The 13,278-nt window shown below is 41.0% G+C and carries 17 protein-coding genes; 15 read left to right on the top strand and 2 right to left on the bottom strand.

The window, feature by feature from the left end; translation table 11 throughout:
- The first annotated feature begins 12 nt into the window (after positions 1 to 12).
- Positions 13 to 1,716, top strand: a complete 1,704-nt coding sequence (ilvD, locus tag OC529_RS03055; protein WP_261020425.1) for a dihydroxy-acid dehydratase — start codon at positions 13 to 15, stop codon at positions 1,714 to 1,716.
- A 60-nt stretch (positions 1,717 to 1,776) separates the two neighbouring features.
- Here the strand turns inward: ilvD and OC529_RS03050 are convergent, their stop codons facing one another.
- Entirely contained in the window at positions 1,777 to 2,118 is a 342-nt protein-coding gene (locus OC529_RS03050) for a metal-sulfur cluster assembly factor (protein WP_001204052.1), read from the bottom strand.
- A 123-nt stretch (positions 2,119 to 2,241) separates the two neighbouring features.
- Here OC529_RS03050 and rgg point away from each other — a divergent pair, with 123 nt between their 5' ends.
- Positions 2,242 to 3,093 carry a quorum-sensing system transcriptional regulator Rgg gene (rgg, locus tag OC529_RS03045; RefSeq protein ID WP_262081447.1) on the top strand — a complete coding sequence of 284 codons (852 nt, stop codon included), beginning with the start codon at positions 2,242 to 2,244 and terminating at the stop codon, positions 3,091 to 3,093.
- A 305-nt stretch (positions 3,094 to 3,398) separates the two neighbouring features.
- The gene (locus OC529_RS03040) at positions 3,399 to 4,646 is read left to right on the top strand and encodes a transporter (RefSeq protein WP_262081446.1); all 1,248 of its coding nucleotides are present in this window, start codon (positions 3,399 to 3,401) and stop codon (positions 4,644 to 4,646) included.
- A gap of 28 nt (positions 4,647 to 4,674) precedes the next feature.
- On the opposite strand, the gene OC529_RS03035 is transcribed toward OC529_RS03040, so the two are convergent.
- Positions 4,675 to 4,833 (bottom strand): hypothetical protein, encoded by a 159-nt coding sequence (locus OC529_RS03035; RefSeq protein WP_262081445.1) that lies wholly within the window; start codon positions 4,831 to 4,833, stop codon positions 4,675 to 4,677.
- 86 nt (positions 4,834 to 4,919) lie between these two features.
- Here OC529_RS03035 and hisS point away from each other — a divergent pair, with 86 nt between their 5' ends.
- The 12 genes from hisS (at position 4,920) to OC529_RS02975 (ending at position 13,254) form a co-directional block, all read left to right on the top strand.
- Complete coding sequence (gene hisS, locus OC529_RS03030; RefSeq protein ID WP_262081444.1) at positions 4,920 to 6,200, top strand: histidine--tRNA ligase; 1,281 nt, start codon at positions 4,920 to 4,922, stop codon at positions 6,198 to 6,200.
- Entirely contained in the window at positions 6,200 to 6,664 is a 465-nt protein-coding gene (locus OC529_RS03025) for a hypothetical protein (RefSeq protein WP_262081546.1), read from the top strand. Before hisS ends, OC529_RS03025 begins: the two co-directional genes overlap by 1 nt.
- Before the next feature lie 9 nt (positions 6,665 to 6,673).
- Positions 6,674 to 6,880, top strand: coding sequence for a helix-turn-helix transcriptional regulator (locus tag OC529_RS03020; RefSeq protein ID WP_001176231.1), 207 nt, complete (start codon positions 6,674 to 6,676; stop codon positions 6,878 to 6,880).
- Positions 6,880 to 7,068 (top strand): hypothetical protein, encoded by a 189-nt coding sequence (locus OC529_RS03015; RefSeq protein WP_049513531.1) that lies wholly within the window; start codon positions 6,880 to 6,882, stop codon positions 7,066 to 7,068. The genes OC529_RS03020 and OC529_RS03015 overlap by 1 nt, the downstream gene beginning before the upstream one ends.
- Entirely contained in the window at positions 7,055 to 7,243 is a 189-nt protein-coding gene (locus OC529_RS03010) for a hypothetical protein (protein ID WP_001046123.1), read from the top strand. Before OC529_RS03015 ends, OC529_RS03010 begins: the two co-directional genes overlap by 14 nt.
- Before the next feature lie 11 nt (positions 7,244 to 7,254).
- A complete protein-coding gene (locus OC529_RS03005) occupies positions 7,255 to 7,995 on the top strand; it encodes a DUF3169 family protein (RefSeq protein WP_262081443.1) in 741 nt (246 codons plus the stop codon).
- A 10-nt stretch (positions 7,996 to 8,005) separates the two neighbouring features.
- Complete coding sequence (locus OC529_RS03000; protein WP_262081442.1) at positions 8,006 to 8,830, top strand: ABC transporter ATP-binding protein; 825 nt, start codon at positions 8,006 to 8,008, stop codon at positions 8,828 to 8,830.
- Positions 8,823 to 9,521 carry an ABC transporter permease gene (locus tag OC529_RS02995; RefSeq protein ID WP_262081441.1) on the top strand — a complete coding sequence of 233 codons (699 nt, stop codon included), beginning with the start codon at positions 8,823 to 8,825 and terminating at the stop codon, positions 9,519 to 9,521. Before OC529_RS03000 ends, OC529_RS02995 begins: the two co-directional genes overlap by 8 nt.
- Before the next feature lie 9 nt (positions 9,522 to 9,530).
- On the top strand, positions 9,531 to 10,169 hold the full coding sequence (locus tag OC529_RS02990; protein WP_196310609.1) for a CPBP family intramembrane glutamic endopeptidase: 639 nt from the start codon (positions 9,531 to 9,533) through the stop codon (positions 10,167 to 10,169).
- A 17-nt stretch (positions 10,170 to 10,186) separates the two neighbouring features.
- A complete protein-coding gene (locus tag OC529_RS02985; protein ID WP_000832181.1) occupies positions 10,187 to 10,417 on the top strand; it encodes a hypothetical protein in 231 nt (76 codons plus the stop codon).
- 154 nt (positions 10,418 to 10,571) lie between these two features.
- Positions 10,572 to 12,335 (top strand): aspartate--tRNA ligase, encoded by a 1,764-nt coding sequence (gene aspS / locus OC529_RS02980; protein WP_262081440.1) that lies wholly within the window; start codon positions 10,572 to 10,574, stop codon positions 12,333 to 12,335.
- Entirely contained in the window at positions 12,313 to 13,254 is a 942-nt protein-coding gene (locus tag OC529_RS02975) for a YitT family protein (protein WP_000806293.1), read from the top strand. The genes aspS and OC529_RS02975 overlap by 23 nt, the downstream gene beginning before the upstream one ends.
- Positions 13,255 to 13,278: the final 24 nt, after the last annotated feature.

The raw sequence follows: 13,278 nt of genomic DNA, 5'->3' as shown, positions 1-13,278 counted from the left end.
GGGAGGGAACAAATGACTGAATTAGATAAACGTCACCGCAGTAGCATTTATGACAGTATGGTAAAATCACCAAACCGTGCTATGCTTCGTGCGACTGGTATGACAGATAAGGACTTTGAAACACCGATTGTGGGAGTGATTTCGACTTGGGCGGAAAATACGCCATGTAATATCCACTTGCATGATTTTGGGAAATTAGCCAAAGAAGGTGTAAAATCAGCAGGTGCTTGGCCTGTGCAGTTTGGAACTATCACCGTAGCGGACGGGATTGCTATGGGAACGCCTGGTATGCGTTTCTCTCTAACATCTCGTGACATCATCGCGGACTCCATCGAGGCGGCTATGAGTGGTCACAACGTGGATGCCTTCGTCGCTATCGGTGGCTGTGACAAGAACATGCCTGGATCTATGATTGCTATTGCTAATATGGATATCCCAGCTATTTTCGCCTATGGTGGAACGATTGCACCGGGAAATCTTGATGGTAAAGATATCGACTTGGTTTCTGTCTTTGAAGGGATCGGAAAATGGAACCACGGTGACATGACAGCTGAGGACGTGAAACGTCTTGAATGTAATGCCTGCCCTGGCCCTGGTGGCTGTGGTGGTATGTATACTGCTAATACCATGGCGACTGCTATCGAAGTTTTGGGTATGAGTTTGCCAGGTTCTTCATCTCATCCAGCTGAATCAGCTGATAAGAAAGAAGACATCGAAGCAGCAGGACGTGCTGTTGTTAAGATGTTGGAGCTTGGTCTCAAGCCATCAGACATCTTGACTCGTGAAGCCTTTGAAGATGCCATTACTGTAACTATGGCTCTCGGTGGTTCTACAAATGCCACTCTTCACTTGCTTGCCATTGCCCATGCTGCCAATGTTGACTTGTCACTTGAGGACTTTAATACTATCCAAGAGCGTGTGCCTCACTTGGCTGACTTGAAACCATCTGGTCAGTATGTCTTCCAAGACCTCTACGAAGTCGGTGGTGTGCCTGCGGTTATGAGATACCTCTTGGCAAATGGTTTCCTTCATGGAGACCGCATTACATGTACTGGTAAGACTGTTGCTGAGAACTTGGCTGATTTTGCAGACCTCACACCAGGTCAAAAAGTTATCATGCCACTTGAAAATCCTAAACGTGCGGACGGTCCGCTTATCATCTTGAACGGGAACCTTGCACCAGACGGTGCGGTTGCCAAGGTATCAGGTGTGAAAGTGCGTCGTCACGTTGGTCCAGCTAAGGTATTTGATTCAGAAGAAGATGCTATTCAGGCCGTTCTGACAGATGAAATCGTTGATGGCGATGTAGTCGTTGTTCGTTTTGTTGGGCCTAAGGGTGGTCCTGGTATGCCTGAGATGCTCTCACTTTCATCAATGATTGTCGGTAAAGGTCAGGGAGACAAGGTTGCCCTCTTGACGGATGGACGTTTCTCTGGTGGTACTTATGGTCTGGTTGTAGGACATATCGCTCCTGAAGCTCAGGATGGTGGACCGATTGCCTACCTTCGTACAGGCGATATCGTTACGGTTGACCAAGATACCAAAGAAATTTCCATGGCCGTATCCGAAGAAGAACTTGAAAAACGCAAGGCAGAAACAACCTTGCCACCACTTTACAGCCGTGGTGTCCTCGGTAAATATGCCCATATCGTATCATCTGCTTCTCGCGGAGCCGTGACAGACTTCTGGAATATGGACAAGTCAGGTAAAAAATAAACTCAAAAAGCAAGCCAATCTCGGCTTGCTTTTTTTCATCTTCAAAAGTAATTTACCTGCTTAACGAGGTGGCAGTCCAAGGGCAATGCGGCCGTAGCGACTGATTCGTGTAATCTTCCAGGCAGGCGACCAGGTAACTTCAACCTTGACATCTTCGATACCCTCGATTTGTTTCAGACCTGCCACGATTTCGATAGGCAGGCTTTCGGCACAATCACAGGCAGTGTCGGTGAAGGTCATGACAATCTTGCAGAGACCTGTTTCGTCCAGATTGATTTCATAAATCAACCCTAGATTGTAAACATCCAATTCCACATCTGTATCAAAAACCTTCTCTAGTTTTTCGATAATTTGGTCTTGCAAGGCCAAAGCACGGTCATTGATTTTGATATCGTCTCTCATTACAGTCCCTCCACGTGATAAATATCCTCTATTTTCTCATAATTCTGACAATTTGGCAAGTTTTTGATGAATTTTCTGAAAAATATGATAAAATGAAGAAAATACGGAATCAAGGGGAAGTCTATGGAGCAGATTGGAAAAGTCTTTAGACAATTACGAGAGTCAAGAAATATCTCGCTGAGACAAGCAACTGGGGGACAATTTTCGCCGTCTATGTTGTCCCGATTTGAAACTGGTCAGAGTGAGCTTTCGGTGGAAAAGTTTTTATTTGCCTTAGAAAATATATCTGCCAGTGTAGAGGAAATCCTCTTTCTGGCGAGAGGTTTTCAGTATGATACAGATTCTGAGTTGAGAAAAGAAATCATAGATGTCTTGGATCCAAAGAATATAGCACCTCTTGAGGACTTGTATCGCAGGGAGTATCAAAAGCATGCCCATTCTCAAAACAAACAGAAACATATTCTAAATGCCATTCTTATAAAGTCTTATATGAAGAGCATGGACGAAAGGGTAGAGTTAACGGCAGAGGAGGGGAAAGTCCTTCATGACTATCTGTTTTCTACCGAGATCTGGGGAATCTATGAACTCAATTTATTTTCAGTCAGTTCACCATTTCTATCTGTTTCTCTTTTCACTAGGTATGTTAGAGAGATGGTACGAAAATCTGATTTTCTAATGGAAATGTCTGGTAATCGAAACCTTTTTCACACTATACTATTGAATGGTTTTTTAGCCAGCATTGAGTGTGAAGAATTTACCAATGCCTCTTATTTTAAACGTGTTATCGAAGAGCATTTCTACAAGGAAAATGAGACCTATTTCCGAATTGTCTATTTGTGGGCGGAAGGTCTCCTTGATAGCAAGCAAGGTAGAGTCAAGGAAGGCCAGAAAAAGATGGAGGATGCTGTCCGTATTTTTGAGATGCTTGGTTGTAATAAATCTGCCGAATACTATAGAAAAACTCTCGATTCTTGAATATCTGCAAACTAAGAAAAAAATTTGAAATTTGAAGCGATAGAACTGTTGGGCTCTCTCAGGTCAGTAAAGTAGTTTTATCGTTTCTTTTTGCTCATTTTATTTGTTGCATATATTCAAAAGTTTTTCCTCTAAAATTTCTAAGTGCTATACTATAGTCATACTTCACATAAAACTTATACTCTTCGAAAATCTCTTCAAACCACGTCAGCTTCACCTTGCCGTACTCAAGTACAGCCTTCGGCTAGCTTCCTAGTTTGCTCTTTGATTTTCATTGAGTATTTGAACAAGAAGGTAGATTATCTATGAAACTATTGTTTAGAAATCAAGCTTATCGACTCTTGACTTTGTCACGCTTCTTCAATGCTTTTGGTGCTTCAATTTTTAACCTGGTATTTATCGTTTATGCATCGACCTTGCCACAAGCCTCTTTTGCTGTTGCTATGGCGAATATTGTCATGATTCTTCCGACTCTCTTTACAGTTTTTGTAGGGATTCGGGCAGATTACACGAGGGACAAGGTCAAATGGATGGTCTATAGCGGTTTATTTCAGGCGATCTTATTTTTTCTGGCAGCCCTAGTTGTTCAGCAAGCTAGTCTCTTTGCCTTTTCTAGTTTGTGTTTAATCAATGTCATTAGTGATGTCATCAGTGATTTTGCAGGTGGCTTGCGCATGCCTCTCATTAAGGAAAAAGTAGCTGAAGATGATTTGATGGAAGCTTACTCTTTTTCTCAGTTCATCACCTATATTTCAGCTATTGGTGGTCAAGCTTTTGGAGTCTGGCTCTTAGGTCTATCGGTCAACAATTTTTCCCTCGTTGCGGGAATCAATGCCTGTTTTTTCCTCGTATCAGCCTTTATTCTCTTTTTAGGGAAAAGCAAATTGAGCCTGTCAATTTCATCTGCTGATGGTGAATCACTAAAAAATGAGAAGCTTCCTATCAAAGACCAATTTCTAACGATTTATCGAAATTTACGTCTCGTTTTTCTTAAAAGTGGACAGAAAAACTTTGGTTTTATGCTCTTTGCTGTCTTGCTTATCAATGCCTTGGGTGGCGCTTTGGGTGGAATTTATAATATCTTCTTTTTGAGCCATTCTCTCTTGAATTTTTCTTATACAGAGGCATTATTTATCAGTCAATTCTGTGCTTTGTTAGCAATCATCATCAGTAGCCTTACGGGCAATGATTATTTTGGGAAGCAGTCCTTGCCTAGATTGATGATGTGGGTGACCGTAGGACTCAGTTTAGTTGGTCTAGCTAATTTATTCAATCAAGTCGTGCTTGGTTTACTATTTCTCTGTTCAACTCTGTATGTGTCTGGTAAAGTTCAACCAAAGATTAGTGCCATGCTCCTGAAAAATCTAGCTCCAGAAGTTCTAGCTCGTACCAGTAATTTTTTAGGTTTATTGTTCACCTTATCCATACCTGTGGGAACAGCTTGTTTTTCACTTATAGCTGTATGGAATATACAGTTGACTTGGATGCTATTTGTTGGTCTTTCCTTGCTAGCTATTCTTTTGACGATTCTTAATCTCAAAAATGATATCTAATACTCTTCGAAAATCTCTTCAAACCACGTCAGCGTCGCCTTACCGTATAGATGTTACTGACTTCGTCAGTTCTATCTGCAACCTCAAAACAGTGTTTTGAGCTGACTTCGTCAGTTCTATCCACAATCTCAAAACAGTGTTTTGAGCAACCTGCGGCTAACTTCCTAGTTTGCTTTTTGATTTTCATTGAGTATAAATCCTAATTTTGTTCTCACTGTTTTAATCCCTCTATTTATGGTAAAATAAGACTATTAAGTTTAAAGAGGATTCCCTATGAAATTACAAAAACCAAAAGGAACGCAGGATATTTTGCCTGCTGAATCTGCCAAGTGGCAGTACGTTGAGGGCTTTGCCCGTGAGATTTTCAAGCGCTATAACTATGCAGAAGTGCGTACGCCTATTTTTGAGCATTACGAGGTCATCAGTCGCTCTGTCGGAGATACGACTGATATCGTAACCAAGGAAATGTACGATTTCTATGACAAGGGTGACCGTCATATCACCCTCCGTCCAGAAGGCACAGCGCCCGTTGTCCGTTCCTATGTGGAAAATAAACTCTTTGCACCAGAAGTGCAAAAGCCAAGTAAGTTTTACTACATGGGTCCTATGTTCCGTTACGAGCGTCCACAGGCAGGACGTTTGCGCCAATTCCATCAGATTGGTGTTGAGTGTTTTGGCTCTAGTAATCCAGCTACCGATGTGGAAACAATCGCTATGGCAGCTCACTTCCTGAAAGAAATCGGCATCCAAGGTGTCAAATTACATCTTAACACTCTTGGTAATCCTGAGAGCCGTGCGGCCTATCGTCAAGCCTTAATTGACTATTTGACACCGCTCAAGGAGATCTTGTCTAAGGATAGCCGGCGTCGTTTGGAGGAAAATCCTCTCCGTGTCTTGGACTCTAAGGAAAAAGAAGACAAGGTAGCAGTAGAGAATGCGCCTTCTATCTTGGACTTCCTTGATGAAGAAAGTCAAGCTCATTTTGATGCTGTGCGTCAGATGTTGGAAAATCTTGGAGTAGATTACATCATCGATACTAATATGGTGCGTGGTCTGGACTACTACAACCACACCATTTTCGAGTTCATCACAGAGATTGAGGGCAATGACCTGACCGTCTGTGCGGGTGGTCGTTACGATGGTTTGGTTTCTTACTTTGGAGGCCCTGAAACTGCTGGATTTGGTTTTGGACTTGGTGTAGAGCGCCTGCTTCTCATTCTTGAAAAGCAAGGTGTGGCCCTCCCTATCGAAAACGCCCTAGATGTCTATATAGCAGTCTTGGGTCAAGGAGCAAATGTCAAGGCCTTGGAGTTGGTACAAGCCCTTCGCCAACAAGGTTTCAAAGCAGAGCGTGATTACCTCAACCGTAAACTCAAAGCTCAGTTCAAGTCAGCTGATGTCTTTGCGGCTAAGACTCTCATCACCCTAGGAGAGAGTGAAGTCGAAAGCGGACAAGTAACGGTCAAGAACAACCAAACCCGAGAAGAAGTGCAAGTGTCACTTGAGACAATTAGCCAAAACTTCTCAGAAATATTTGAAAAATTAGGCTTTTAATAGTAGAAAAACTGGTCAGGAACCTACTCCTGACCTTTTTCTTTTGCAAAATGACAAAAATCATAAACTTTTTGACAAATATGTTTGTCAAAAAGAAAAAGATGTGTTACAATATAAGCAAGTTAAGAGAAAAGGAGCAAGGAACGATTATGTGGGCATTAGGATTTGTACCTCTTGTGATTATGTTTTATCTCTATCATACCCAAAGGGTCAAGAAATTAGAGAATAAAATCAAAAGAATTGAGCAAAAACAGAAAGGAAATAAAGAAATGTCAAGATTATTGCAAGAAATGATTGGAAAGAAACCAACAATCATTGGAGAACTATTTGGAACAAATTTTTGGGAAGTTGTGGATGTTGATGAGGAATGGGTCAAGCTACGATATGTAGACAAGACGGGAAAAGAAAAAATCAAGTTGCAACGTATTGAGGATATCCAAACAGTTGAATTTGACGGAGAGTAGGTGTGTAACATGCAACTTAAAAATCGTCTAAAAGAGCTTCGGGCTCGCGATGGTCTCAATCAAACCGACCTAGCCAAGCTGGCAGGGGTTTCCAGACAGACCGTTAGCCTACTAGAACGGGATGAGTACACCCCGTCCATTATCATTGCCCTGAAAATATCTCAAATTTTCAACGAAACAGTCGAATCGGTATTTCGCTTGGAGGAGGACGAGTGATGAACAAGTATAAAGTGATTTATTACATGAGTGTTCTTGCCCTCATTGTGAATGCTTTCGCTATGATTGGAACATTACTGGGGTGGTTCTATTTTGTTGAAAGTAAGTATTTATTTTGGGTTAACTTAGTCCTCTTGTCCATTTTCAACTGGTTGAAGAAGAAGGAGAAAAATGATGAACAAGTATAAAGTAATCTATTATGTAGTTGCCATAGCTCTATTAGTCAGCCTGTGTCTACTAATTGGAACAAATCTAGGATGGTTTGATCTCTATTACAGCGACCAATTTATCTGGGCCTACTTTGCTCTTATCCCAGTCGTTGACTGGATTGAAAAGAAATCCAAAAATCTAGCAAGTAAATAAGGAGAATGAATATGGAAAAGAAAAAGAAACGTGGATTGTTGTTTTTAATGGTTGTTGTCTTGGGATTTTTCTTGGGCATTTTTGTAGGGATGTTTAAGGCTGTTGCCGAATCCCACGGAATTATGTTAGATGTAAAAATCTTGATACCATGGATATCAGCTATTTGTTTAGTATTAGGTTTCATTAGCATTCTTTTGACATTCAATTTCTTAAAGAAAAGCAGAAAATTTCATTCCTTGTATCAAGAGGAAATGGATGATGATCTGAATGAAACCTATTATGTGCAAATGTATCGGAATCTCGAGTTTGGAACCATTGCTTTTAATATTGCAAGTGTAGCGATTTTATTGGCTCTTTTCATCTCAGGTAGTGAAGTGATTGTACCAAATAGAAGCAATCTAACCTTATCTCTTTCTTTTTTGGGATTAGTGCTGATTTTCAGTGTTCAAAAATATCTTTTTAAGACCATTGCGATTGTTCGTCAGTTTGATTTGGCATTTTTCTCAACACCAAAGGATGTCTTAGAGTATGTAAATTCTTATGATGAAGGGGAGCGTCAGGCTAATTTGGAACAGAGTTTTCGAATTTTATTCCAATTAAACCAATATGTCTTACCAGGCTTATATATTTTTCTTTTTATCATTTCTTTCTTGACAGGAGAGATTCAGTTACTAGCCTTCTTGCTTGTAGGAGCCATCCATGTTTATATCAATGTGATGCAGTTACCTATGGTAAAACGCTATTTCAAATAAAGGAGTTTTTATGATTCGTGTTGAAAATGTAAGCAAAAGTTTTGGGAGCAAAAAAGCTCTTCATCAGATTTCTTTTGAAATTAAGGAGGGAGAAATCTTTGGTTTTCTTGGTCCCTCTGGCTCAGGTAAAACAACCATGATCAATGTCTTAACAGGACAGTTGGCTGCAGATCAAGGTAAAACAGTTTTGTTAGGCAAGAATTCTCAAGATTTAACCTCAAATGATTTGGAACAAATTGGTATTGTTAGTGATGGCAGTGGTTTTTATGAAAAGATGAGTCTTTATAAAAATCTGCTCATCTATGCTAAGTTATATGGCCTCAAGGCAGATAGAGTAGTTCAGGTGCTTCAACAGGTTGGATTGGCAGATGCTAAAGATATTATCGCAGAAAAACTATCTACAGGAATGAAACAACGAATGTTCTTGGCTCGTGCCCTTCTGAATGCACCTAAGATTCTCTTCCTTGATGAGCCAACCAGTGGCTTAGACCCTACAACATCTAAGATGATTCATACCCTACTTCAAGAATTAAAGCATGCGGGGACAACTATCTTTCTGACCACGCATGATATGAATGAAGCAACTCTGCTTTGTGATCGCTTATCTCTTTTAAATAAGGGAAACTTAATAGAGTATGGAAGTCCACAAGATATTATCCAGAAGTATCATGTGGATAAGAAAGTACATGTGGTTTATAACGATGGACGAGAACAGATAGTTCCATTTGAAGAATTGCCACATTTAGACACGACAGATTTGATGGTGGTTCACTCTTGTGAGCCGACACTAGAAGAAATCTTTATCAGATTGACAGGAGAAAAGTTAGATGTTTAGAAAATTAAATGCCCTACTATGGTTAAGATTACAAGTTCTTATCAGCAATTCAACTTTATTGGCGACTTTATTGATGCCTTTTGGTATTGCTGTTTTATATAATGAATTTTTAAATAAGAATGGACAATTGAGCCTATTTTTACTATCTGCTAGCTTGACGATGGTCTTGAGCATGGGAAGTGGTTATATGGTATCGATTATGATGGCAGAAGATAAGGAAAAACGAAATCTTAAATCACTCATCCTAAGTGGTGTGACAGCAACAGAATATACTTTCAGTATGCTTGTTCTCCCTATTCTGATAATGTTGGTTGCTATGACTGTACTTCCCATCTATCTTAAAGTAGATGTATCTGGTTATTTAGTTGCCTATGCTATCTATTTGATTCTAGCAACGATTAGTATTATTTTTCTCAACCTTCTAATCGGTGCGGTGTCAGATACTCAGTCTAAAGCGCAAGTCTATAGTATCTTTCCTATGCTAATCGTATCTTTTTTACCCATAATTGCTCTTCAAAATGATACGGCTCAAAAAGTGTTGGATTACTCGTTCGTTGGTCCTATTGTAAATCTTTTAAATCAAAAAGGTGGGGAAATATCCTTTTCTAATATCTGCATGTTACTTGCCTGGGTACTTGTGTTAGGGATAGCAAACCTCTTTGTATTGAAAAACAGTTATAAAGCAAGATAGGAGACTTTTATGAAATTACTTAAAAATTTTGGCTGGTTTCTTCTAGCTGTTCTATCCTTTTTCTTTGGTTATGGTCTGGTTCAGAGTATGGCTCTGTCAGCTCTTGGACTAGGAGCTTCAATCTTTGGAGTCTTACCACTTTATATCGCCCTGTCAGGGACCTATGTTTATGGAGTTTACAGATGGTATCAGACAGAAAAGGTTAGTATCCAGACGACTGCTTTTAATCGTCATATCTGGTTGCCTACTCTGGTTTTGCTAGTGGCTATTACAGCCCAGTTCTTTTTACCAGAAGATCCGTCGGTCAGTCAACAAATCGTATCTCAACTGACAGTGGAACAGCCTGCATTTGGTTTCTTTATGGTGGTGGTCTTTGCTCCTTTGACGGAAGAACTTATCTTTAGAGGGATGTTGGCACGCTATCTCTTTCCTAAGCAGGATAAGAGCAAACAGGTTCTGTTTCTTCTGGTGTCTAGTGTTCTGTTTGCCTTGATTCATTTCCCAGGTGATGTGCAACAATTTTTAGTCTATACTAGTCTTGGTTTTAGCTTGGGCTTGGCTTATGTAAGCCGAAAAGGTCTGGTCTACAGTATTTCTCTCCACGCTTTGAATAATTTAGTCAGCTTTTTGATGATTCTCATGCTATAATAGAGTCAGGAGGTCACATGAAACGAGTAATTTTATTAGCAGTGATTCAAGCAGTTGTTCTATTTTTCATCATTGGGGCGCTAGCTTATGCCTTTAAGGGCGATTTCTTCTACAACTATCTAGCAGTTGTCTTTGCCCCTATTGCAGGTGTCTTGCGTTTTGGGACAGCTTACATAACGGAAATTGTCTTGCCTCGAAAGGCAGCCGAAATTGCTGAAAAGCGTAAAGCAGGCAACAATTCAAAATAAAAGAGTCCGATGAACTTCATCGGATTTTTGTATGGGCGCTAATTTTTAGAGTCTTCACTTGATTTTTAAAGACTGGCAAACTTTTCTGCTGATTTTCATGAAGAGCCTGCGCTTTTATGGTAAAATAGTAACAGAATAAAAGAGGAGAGAAACAATGAAACGTAGTATGTATGCTGGTCGTGTTCGTGAGGAACACATCGGACAAGAAATAACCTTGAAAGGATGGGTTGGCCGTCGTCGTGACCTTGGTGGTTTGATCTTTATCGACCTTCGTGACCGTGAAGGAATCATGCAGTTGGTTATCAACCCTGAAAAAGTATCTGCTGAGGTCATGGCAACAGCTGAAAGCCTTCGTAGCGAATTTGTTATCGAGGTGACTGGACAGGTCGCTGCGCGTGAGCAAGCCAATGATAAGTTGCCAACTGGTGCAGTTGAGTTGAACGTGACAGCTCTGACAGTGTTTAATACAGCTAAGACAACCCCATTTGAGATTAAGGATGGCATTGAGGCCAATGACGATACACGTTTGCGTTACCGTTACCTTGACCTTCGTCGCCCAGAAATGTTGGAAAATCTCAAACTTCGTGCTAAGGTGACCCACTCTATCCGCAACTACTTGGATGAGTTGGAGTTTATCGACGTGGAGACACCATTCCTTTCTAAGTCAACGCCTGAAGGGGCGCGTGATTATTTAGTGCCGTCTCGTGTTAATAAGGGGCATTTTTACGCCCTTCCTCAAAGTCCACAAATCACGAAACAGCTCTTGATGAATGCTGGTTTTGACCGTTATTACCAAATCGTTAAATGTTTCCGTGATGAGGACTTGCGTGGAGACCGCCAGCCTGAGTTCACTCAGGTCGACTTGGAAACGTCTTTCCTTACGGAGCAAGAAATCCAAGATATTACAGAAGGCTTGATTGCGCGCGTGATGAAAGAAACAAAAGGCATCGAAGTAACGCTACCATTCCCTCGTATGAAATACGATGATGCGATGGCTCTTTACGGTTCTGACAAGCCAGATACCCGTTTTGACATGTTGCTTCAGGACTTGACAGAAGTGGTCAAGGGTGTTGATTTTAAAGTCTTTTCAGAAGCACCTGCTGTAAAAGCCATTGTGGTCAAAGGAGCTGCGGACGACTATTCACGTAAAGACATCGACAAGATGACGGAAGTAGCCAAACAGTACGGTGCCAAAGGTCTTGCTTGGGTCAAGGTAGTTGATGGAGAATTAAATGGACCAGTTGCCAAGTTCTTGACTGGCATCCAAGCAGAATTGACAGCAGCGCTTGCGCTTGAGGATAAGGATTTGGTTCTCTTTGTGGCAGATACGCTTGAAGTGGCGAATGCAACTCTTGGTGCCCTTCGTGGACGTATTGCCAAAGAGCTTGGCTTGATTGATAATGATAAATTCAACTTCCTTTGGGTGGTTGACTGGCCAATGTTTGAATGGTCTGAAGAAGAAGACCGTTACATGAGTGCCCACCATCCATTTACCCTTCCACAGGAAGAAACAGCTCACGAATTAGAAGGTGATTTGGCTAAGGTTCGTGCCATTGCTTACGATATCGTCTTGAACGGTTACGAACTTGGTGGTGGTAGTCTTCGTATCAACCAAAAAGACCTTCAAGAACGCATGTTCAAGGCTCTTGGTTTCTCAGCCGAAGAAGCAAATGACCAGTTTGGCTTCCTTCTTGAAGCCATGGACTATGGTTTCCCACCACACGGTGGCTTGGCTATCGGGCTTGACCGCTTTGTCATGCTCTTAGCAGGAGAAGAAAATATCCGTGAAGTCATTGCCTTTCCTAAGAACAACAAGGCAAGTGACCCAATGACACAAGCTCCATCAACAGTAGCACTCAAACAACTAGAGGAACTCAGCTTACAAGTAGAAGAAGATGAAACAAGCAAAACGAATTAAGCGGTGGCGCTATTATCTGCGCCGCTTTGCTTATCAGATAAAAATTTTACGTGTCTTACAAAGCATCTCTCGCGAAAAATATGATGAGAAGATTTCGGCCTCTCTGGTCTATGGTTTTTTATCAGCAGTAGCAGTTAATTTTTTTTTCCAACCAGGGCATGTGTATTCGAGTGGTGCAACAGGTATGGCACAGATTATCTCTGCCTTGAGTAATCACTGGTTTGGTTTTCATATTCCGATTTCGCTAACCTTCTACGCCATTAACTTCCCTTTGATGGTCTTAGCTTGGTATCAGATTGGCCATAAGTTTACTGTCTTTACCTTTATCACGGTGTCTATGAGTTCCTTCTTTATCCAGTTTGTCCCTGTGGCAACCTTGACGGAGGATCCCATTATCAATGCCCTTTTTGGGGGTGTTGTTATGGGTTTGGGGATTGGTTTTGCTCTTCGAAACAATATCTCCAGTGGTGGGACGGATATCGTCAGCCTGACTATTCGCAAGAAAACAGGTAAGAATGTCGGTAGTATTTCTCTCTTGGTAAATGGGACCATCATGCTGATAGCAGGTTTGACCTTTGGTTGGAAATACGCTCTCTACTCTATGATTACCATCTTTGTCTCTAGCCGTGTAACAGACGCTGTTTTTACCAAGCAAAAACGCATGCAGGCTATGATTGTGACCAATCATCCAGATAAAGTAATTGAGAAAATCCATAAAAAATTGCACCGCGGAGCAACCATGATCCATGATGCAGAAGGAACCTATAATCACGAGAGAAAGGCAGTTTTAATCACTGTCATTACACGTGCAGAGTTTAATGAATTTAAACAGATTATGACACAAGTGGATCCAAGCGCCTTTGTCTCTGTCTCGGAAAATGTTCATATTCTAGGAAGATTTGTTGAGATAGATAATTAGTGACCAAAAAAACCAGCGTGAGCT

This window comes from Streptococcus sp. Marseille-Q5855, assembly GCF_946901985.1.
In the GTDB taxonomy this organism is placed as follows: Bacteria; Bacillota; Bacilli; order Lactobacillales; family Streptococcaceae; genus Streptococcus.
Note: the sequence above shows the minus strand (reverse complement) of the source record. Positions and strands in the feature narration are given on the sequence as shown.

What these genes read in the sequence shown, in the direction of transcription:
- ilvD (WP_261020425.1), top strand. Translation starts at nt 13, where the DNA reads ATGACTGAATTAGATAAACGTCACCGCAGTAGCATTTATGACAGTATG.
- OC529_RS03050 (WP_001204052.1), bottom strand. Translation starts at nt 2,118, where the DNA reads ATGAGAGACGATATCAAAATCAATGACCGTGCTTTGGCCTTGCAAGAC.
- rgg (WP_262081447.1), top strand. Translation starts at nt 2,242, where the DNA reads ATGGAGCAGATTGGAAAAGTCTTTAGACAATTACGAGAGTCAAGAAAT.
- OC529_RS03040 (WP_262081446.1), top strand. Translation starts at nt 3,399, where the DNA reads ATGAAACTATTGTTTAGAAATCAAGCTTATCGACTCTTGACTTTGTCA.
- OC529_RS03035 (WP_262081445.1), bottom strand. Translation starts at nt 4,833, where the DNA reads ATGAAAATCAAAAAGCAAACTAGGAAGTTAGCCGCAGGTTGCTCAAAA.
- hisS (WP_262081444.1), top strand. Translation starts at nt 4,920, where the DNA reads ATGAAATTACAAAAACCAAAAGGAACGCAGGATATTTTGCCTGCTGAA.
- OC529_RS03020 (WP_001176231.1), top strand. Translation starts at nt 6,674, where the DNA reads ATGCAACTTAAAAATCGTCTAAAAGAGCTTCGGGCTCGCGATGGTCTC.
- OC529_RS03015 (WP_049513531.1), top strand. Translation starts at nt 6,880, where the DNA reads ATGAACAAGTATAAAGTGATTTATTACATGAGTGTTCTTGCCCTCATT.
- OC529_RS03010 (WP_001046123.1), top strand. Translation starts at nt 7,055, where the DNA reads ATGAACAAGTATAAAGTAATCTATTATGTAGTTGCCATAGCTCTATTA.
- OC529_RS03005 (WP_262081443.1), top strand. Translation starts at nt 7,255, where the DNA reads ATGGAAAAGAAAAAGAAACGTGGATTGTTGTTTTTAATGGTTGTTGTC.
- OC529_RS03000 (WP_262081442.1), top strand. Translation starts at nt 8,006, where the DNA reads ATGATTCGTGTTGAAAATGTAAGCAAAAGTTTTGGGAGCAAAAAAGCT.
- OC529_RS02995 (WP_262081441.1), top strand. Translation starts at nt 8,823, where the DNA reads ATGTTTAGAAAATTAAATGCCCTACTATGGTTAAGATTACAAGTTCTT.
- OC529_RS02990 (WP_196310609.1), top strand. Translation starts at nt 9,531, where the DNA reads ATGAAATTACTTAAAAATTTTGGCTGGTTTCTTCTAGCTGTTCTATCC.
- OC529_RS02985 (WP_000832181.1), top strand. Translation starts at nt 10,187, where the DNA reads ATGAAACGAGTAATTTTATTAGCAGTGATTCAAGCAGTTGTTCTATTT.
- aspS (WP_262081440.1), top strand. Translation starts at nt 10,572, where the DNA reads ATGAAACGTAGTATGTATGCTGGTCGTGTTCGTGAGGAACACATCGGA.
- OC529_RS02975 (WP_000806293.1), top strand. Translation starts at nt 12,313, where the DNA reads ATGAAACAAGCAAAACGAATTAAGCGGTGGCGCTATTATCTGCGCCGC.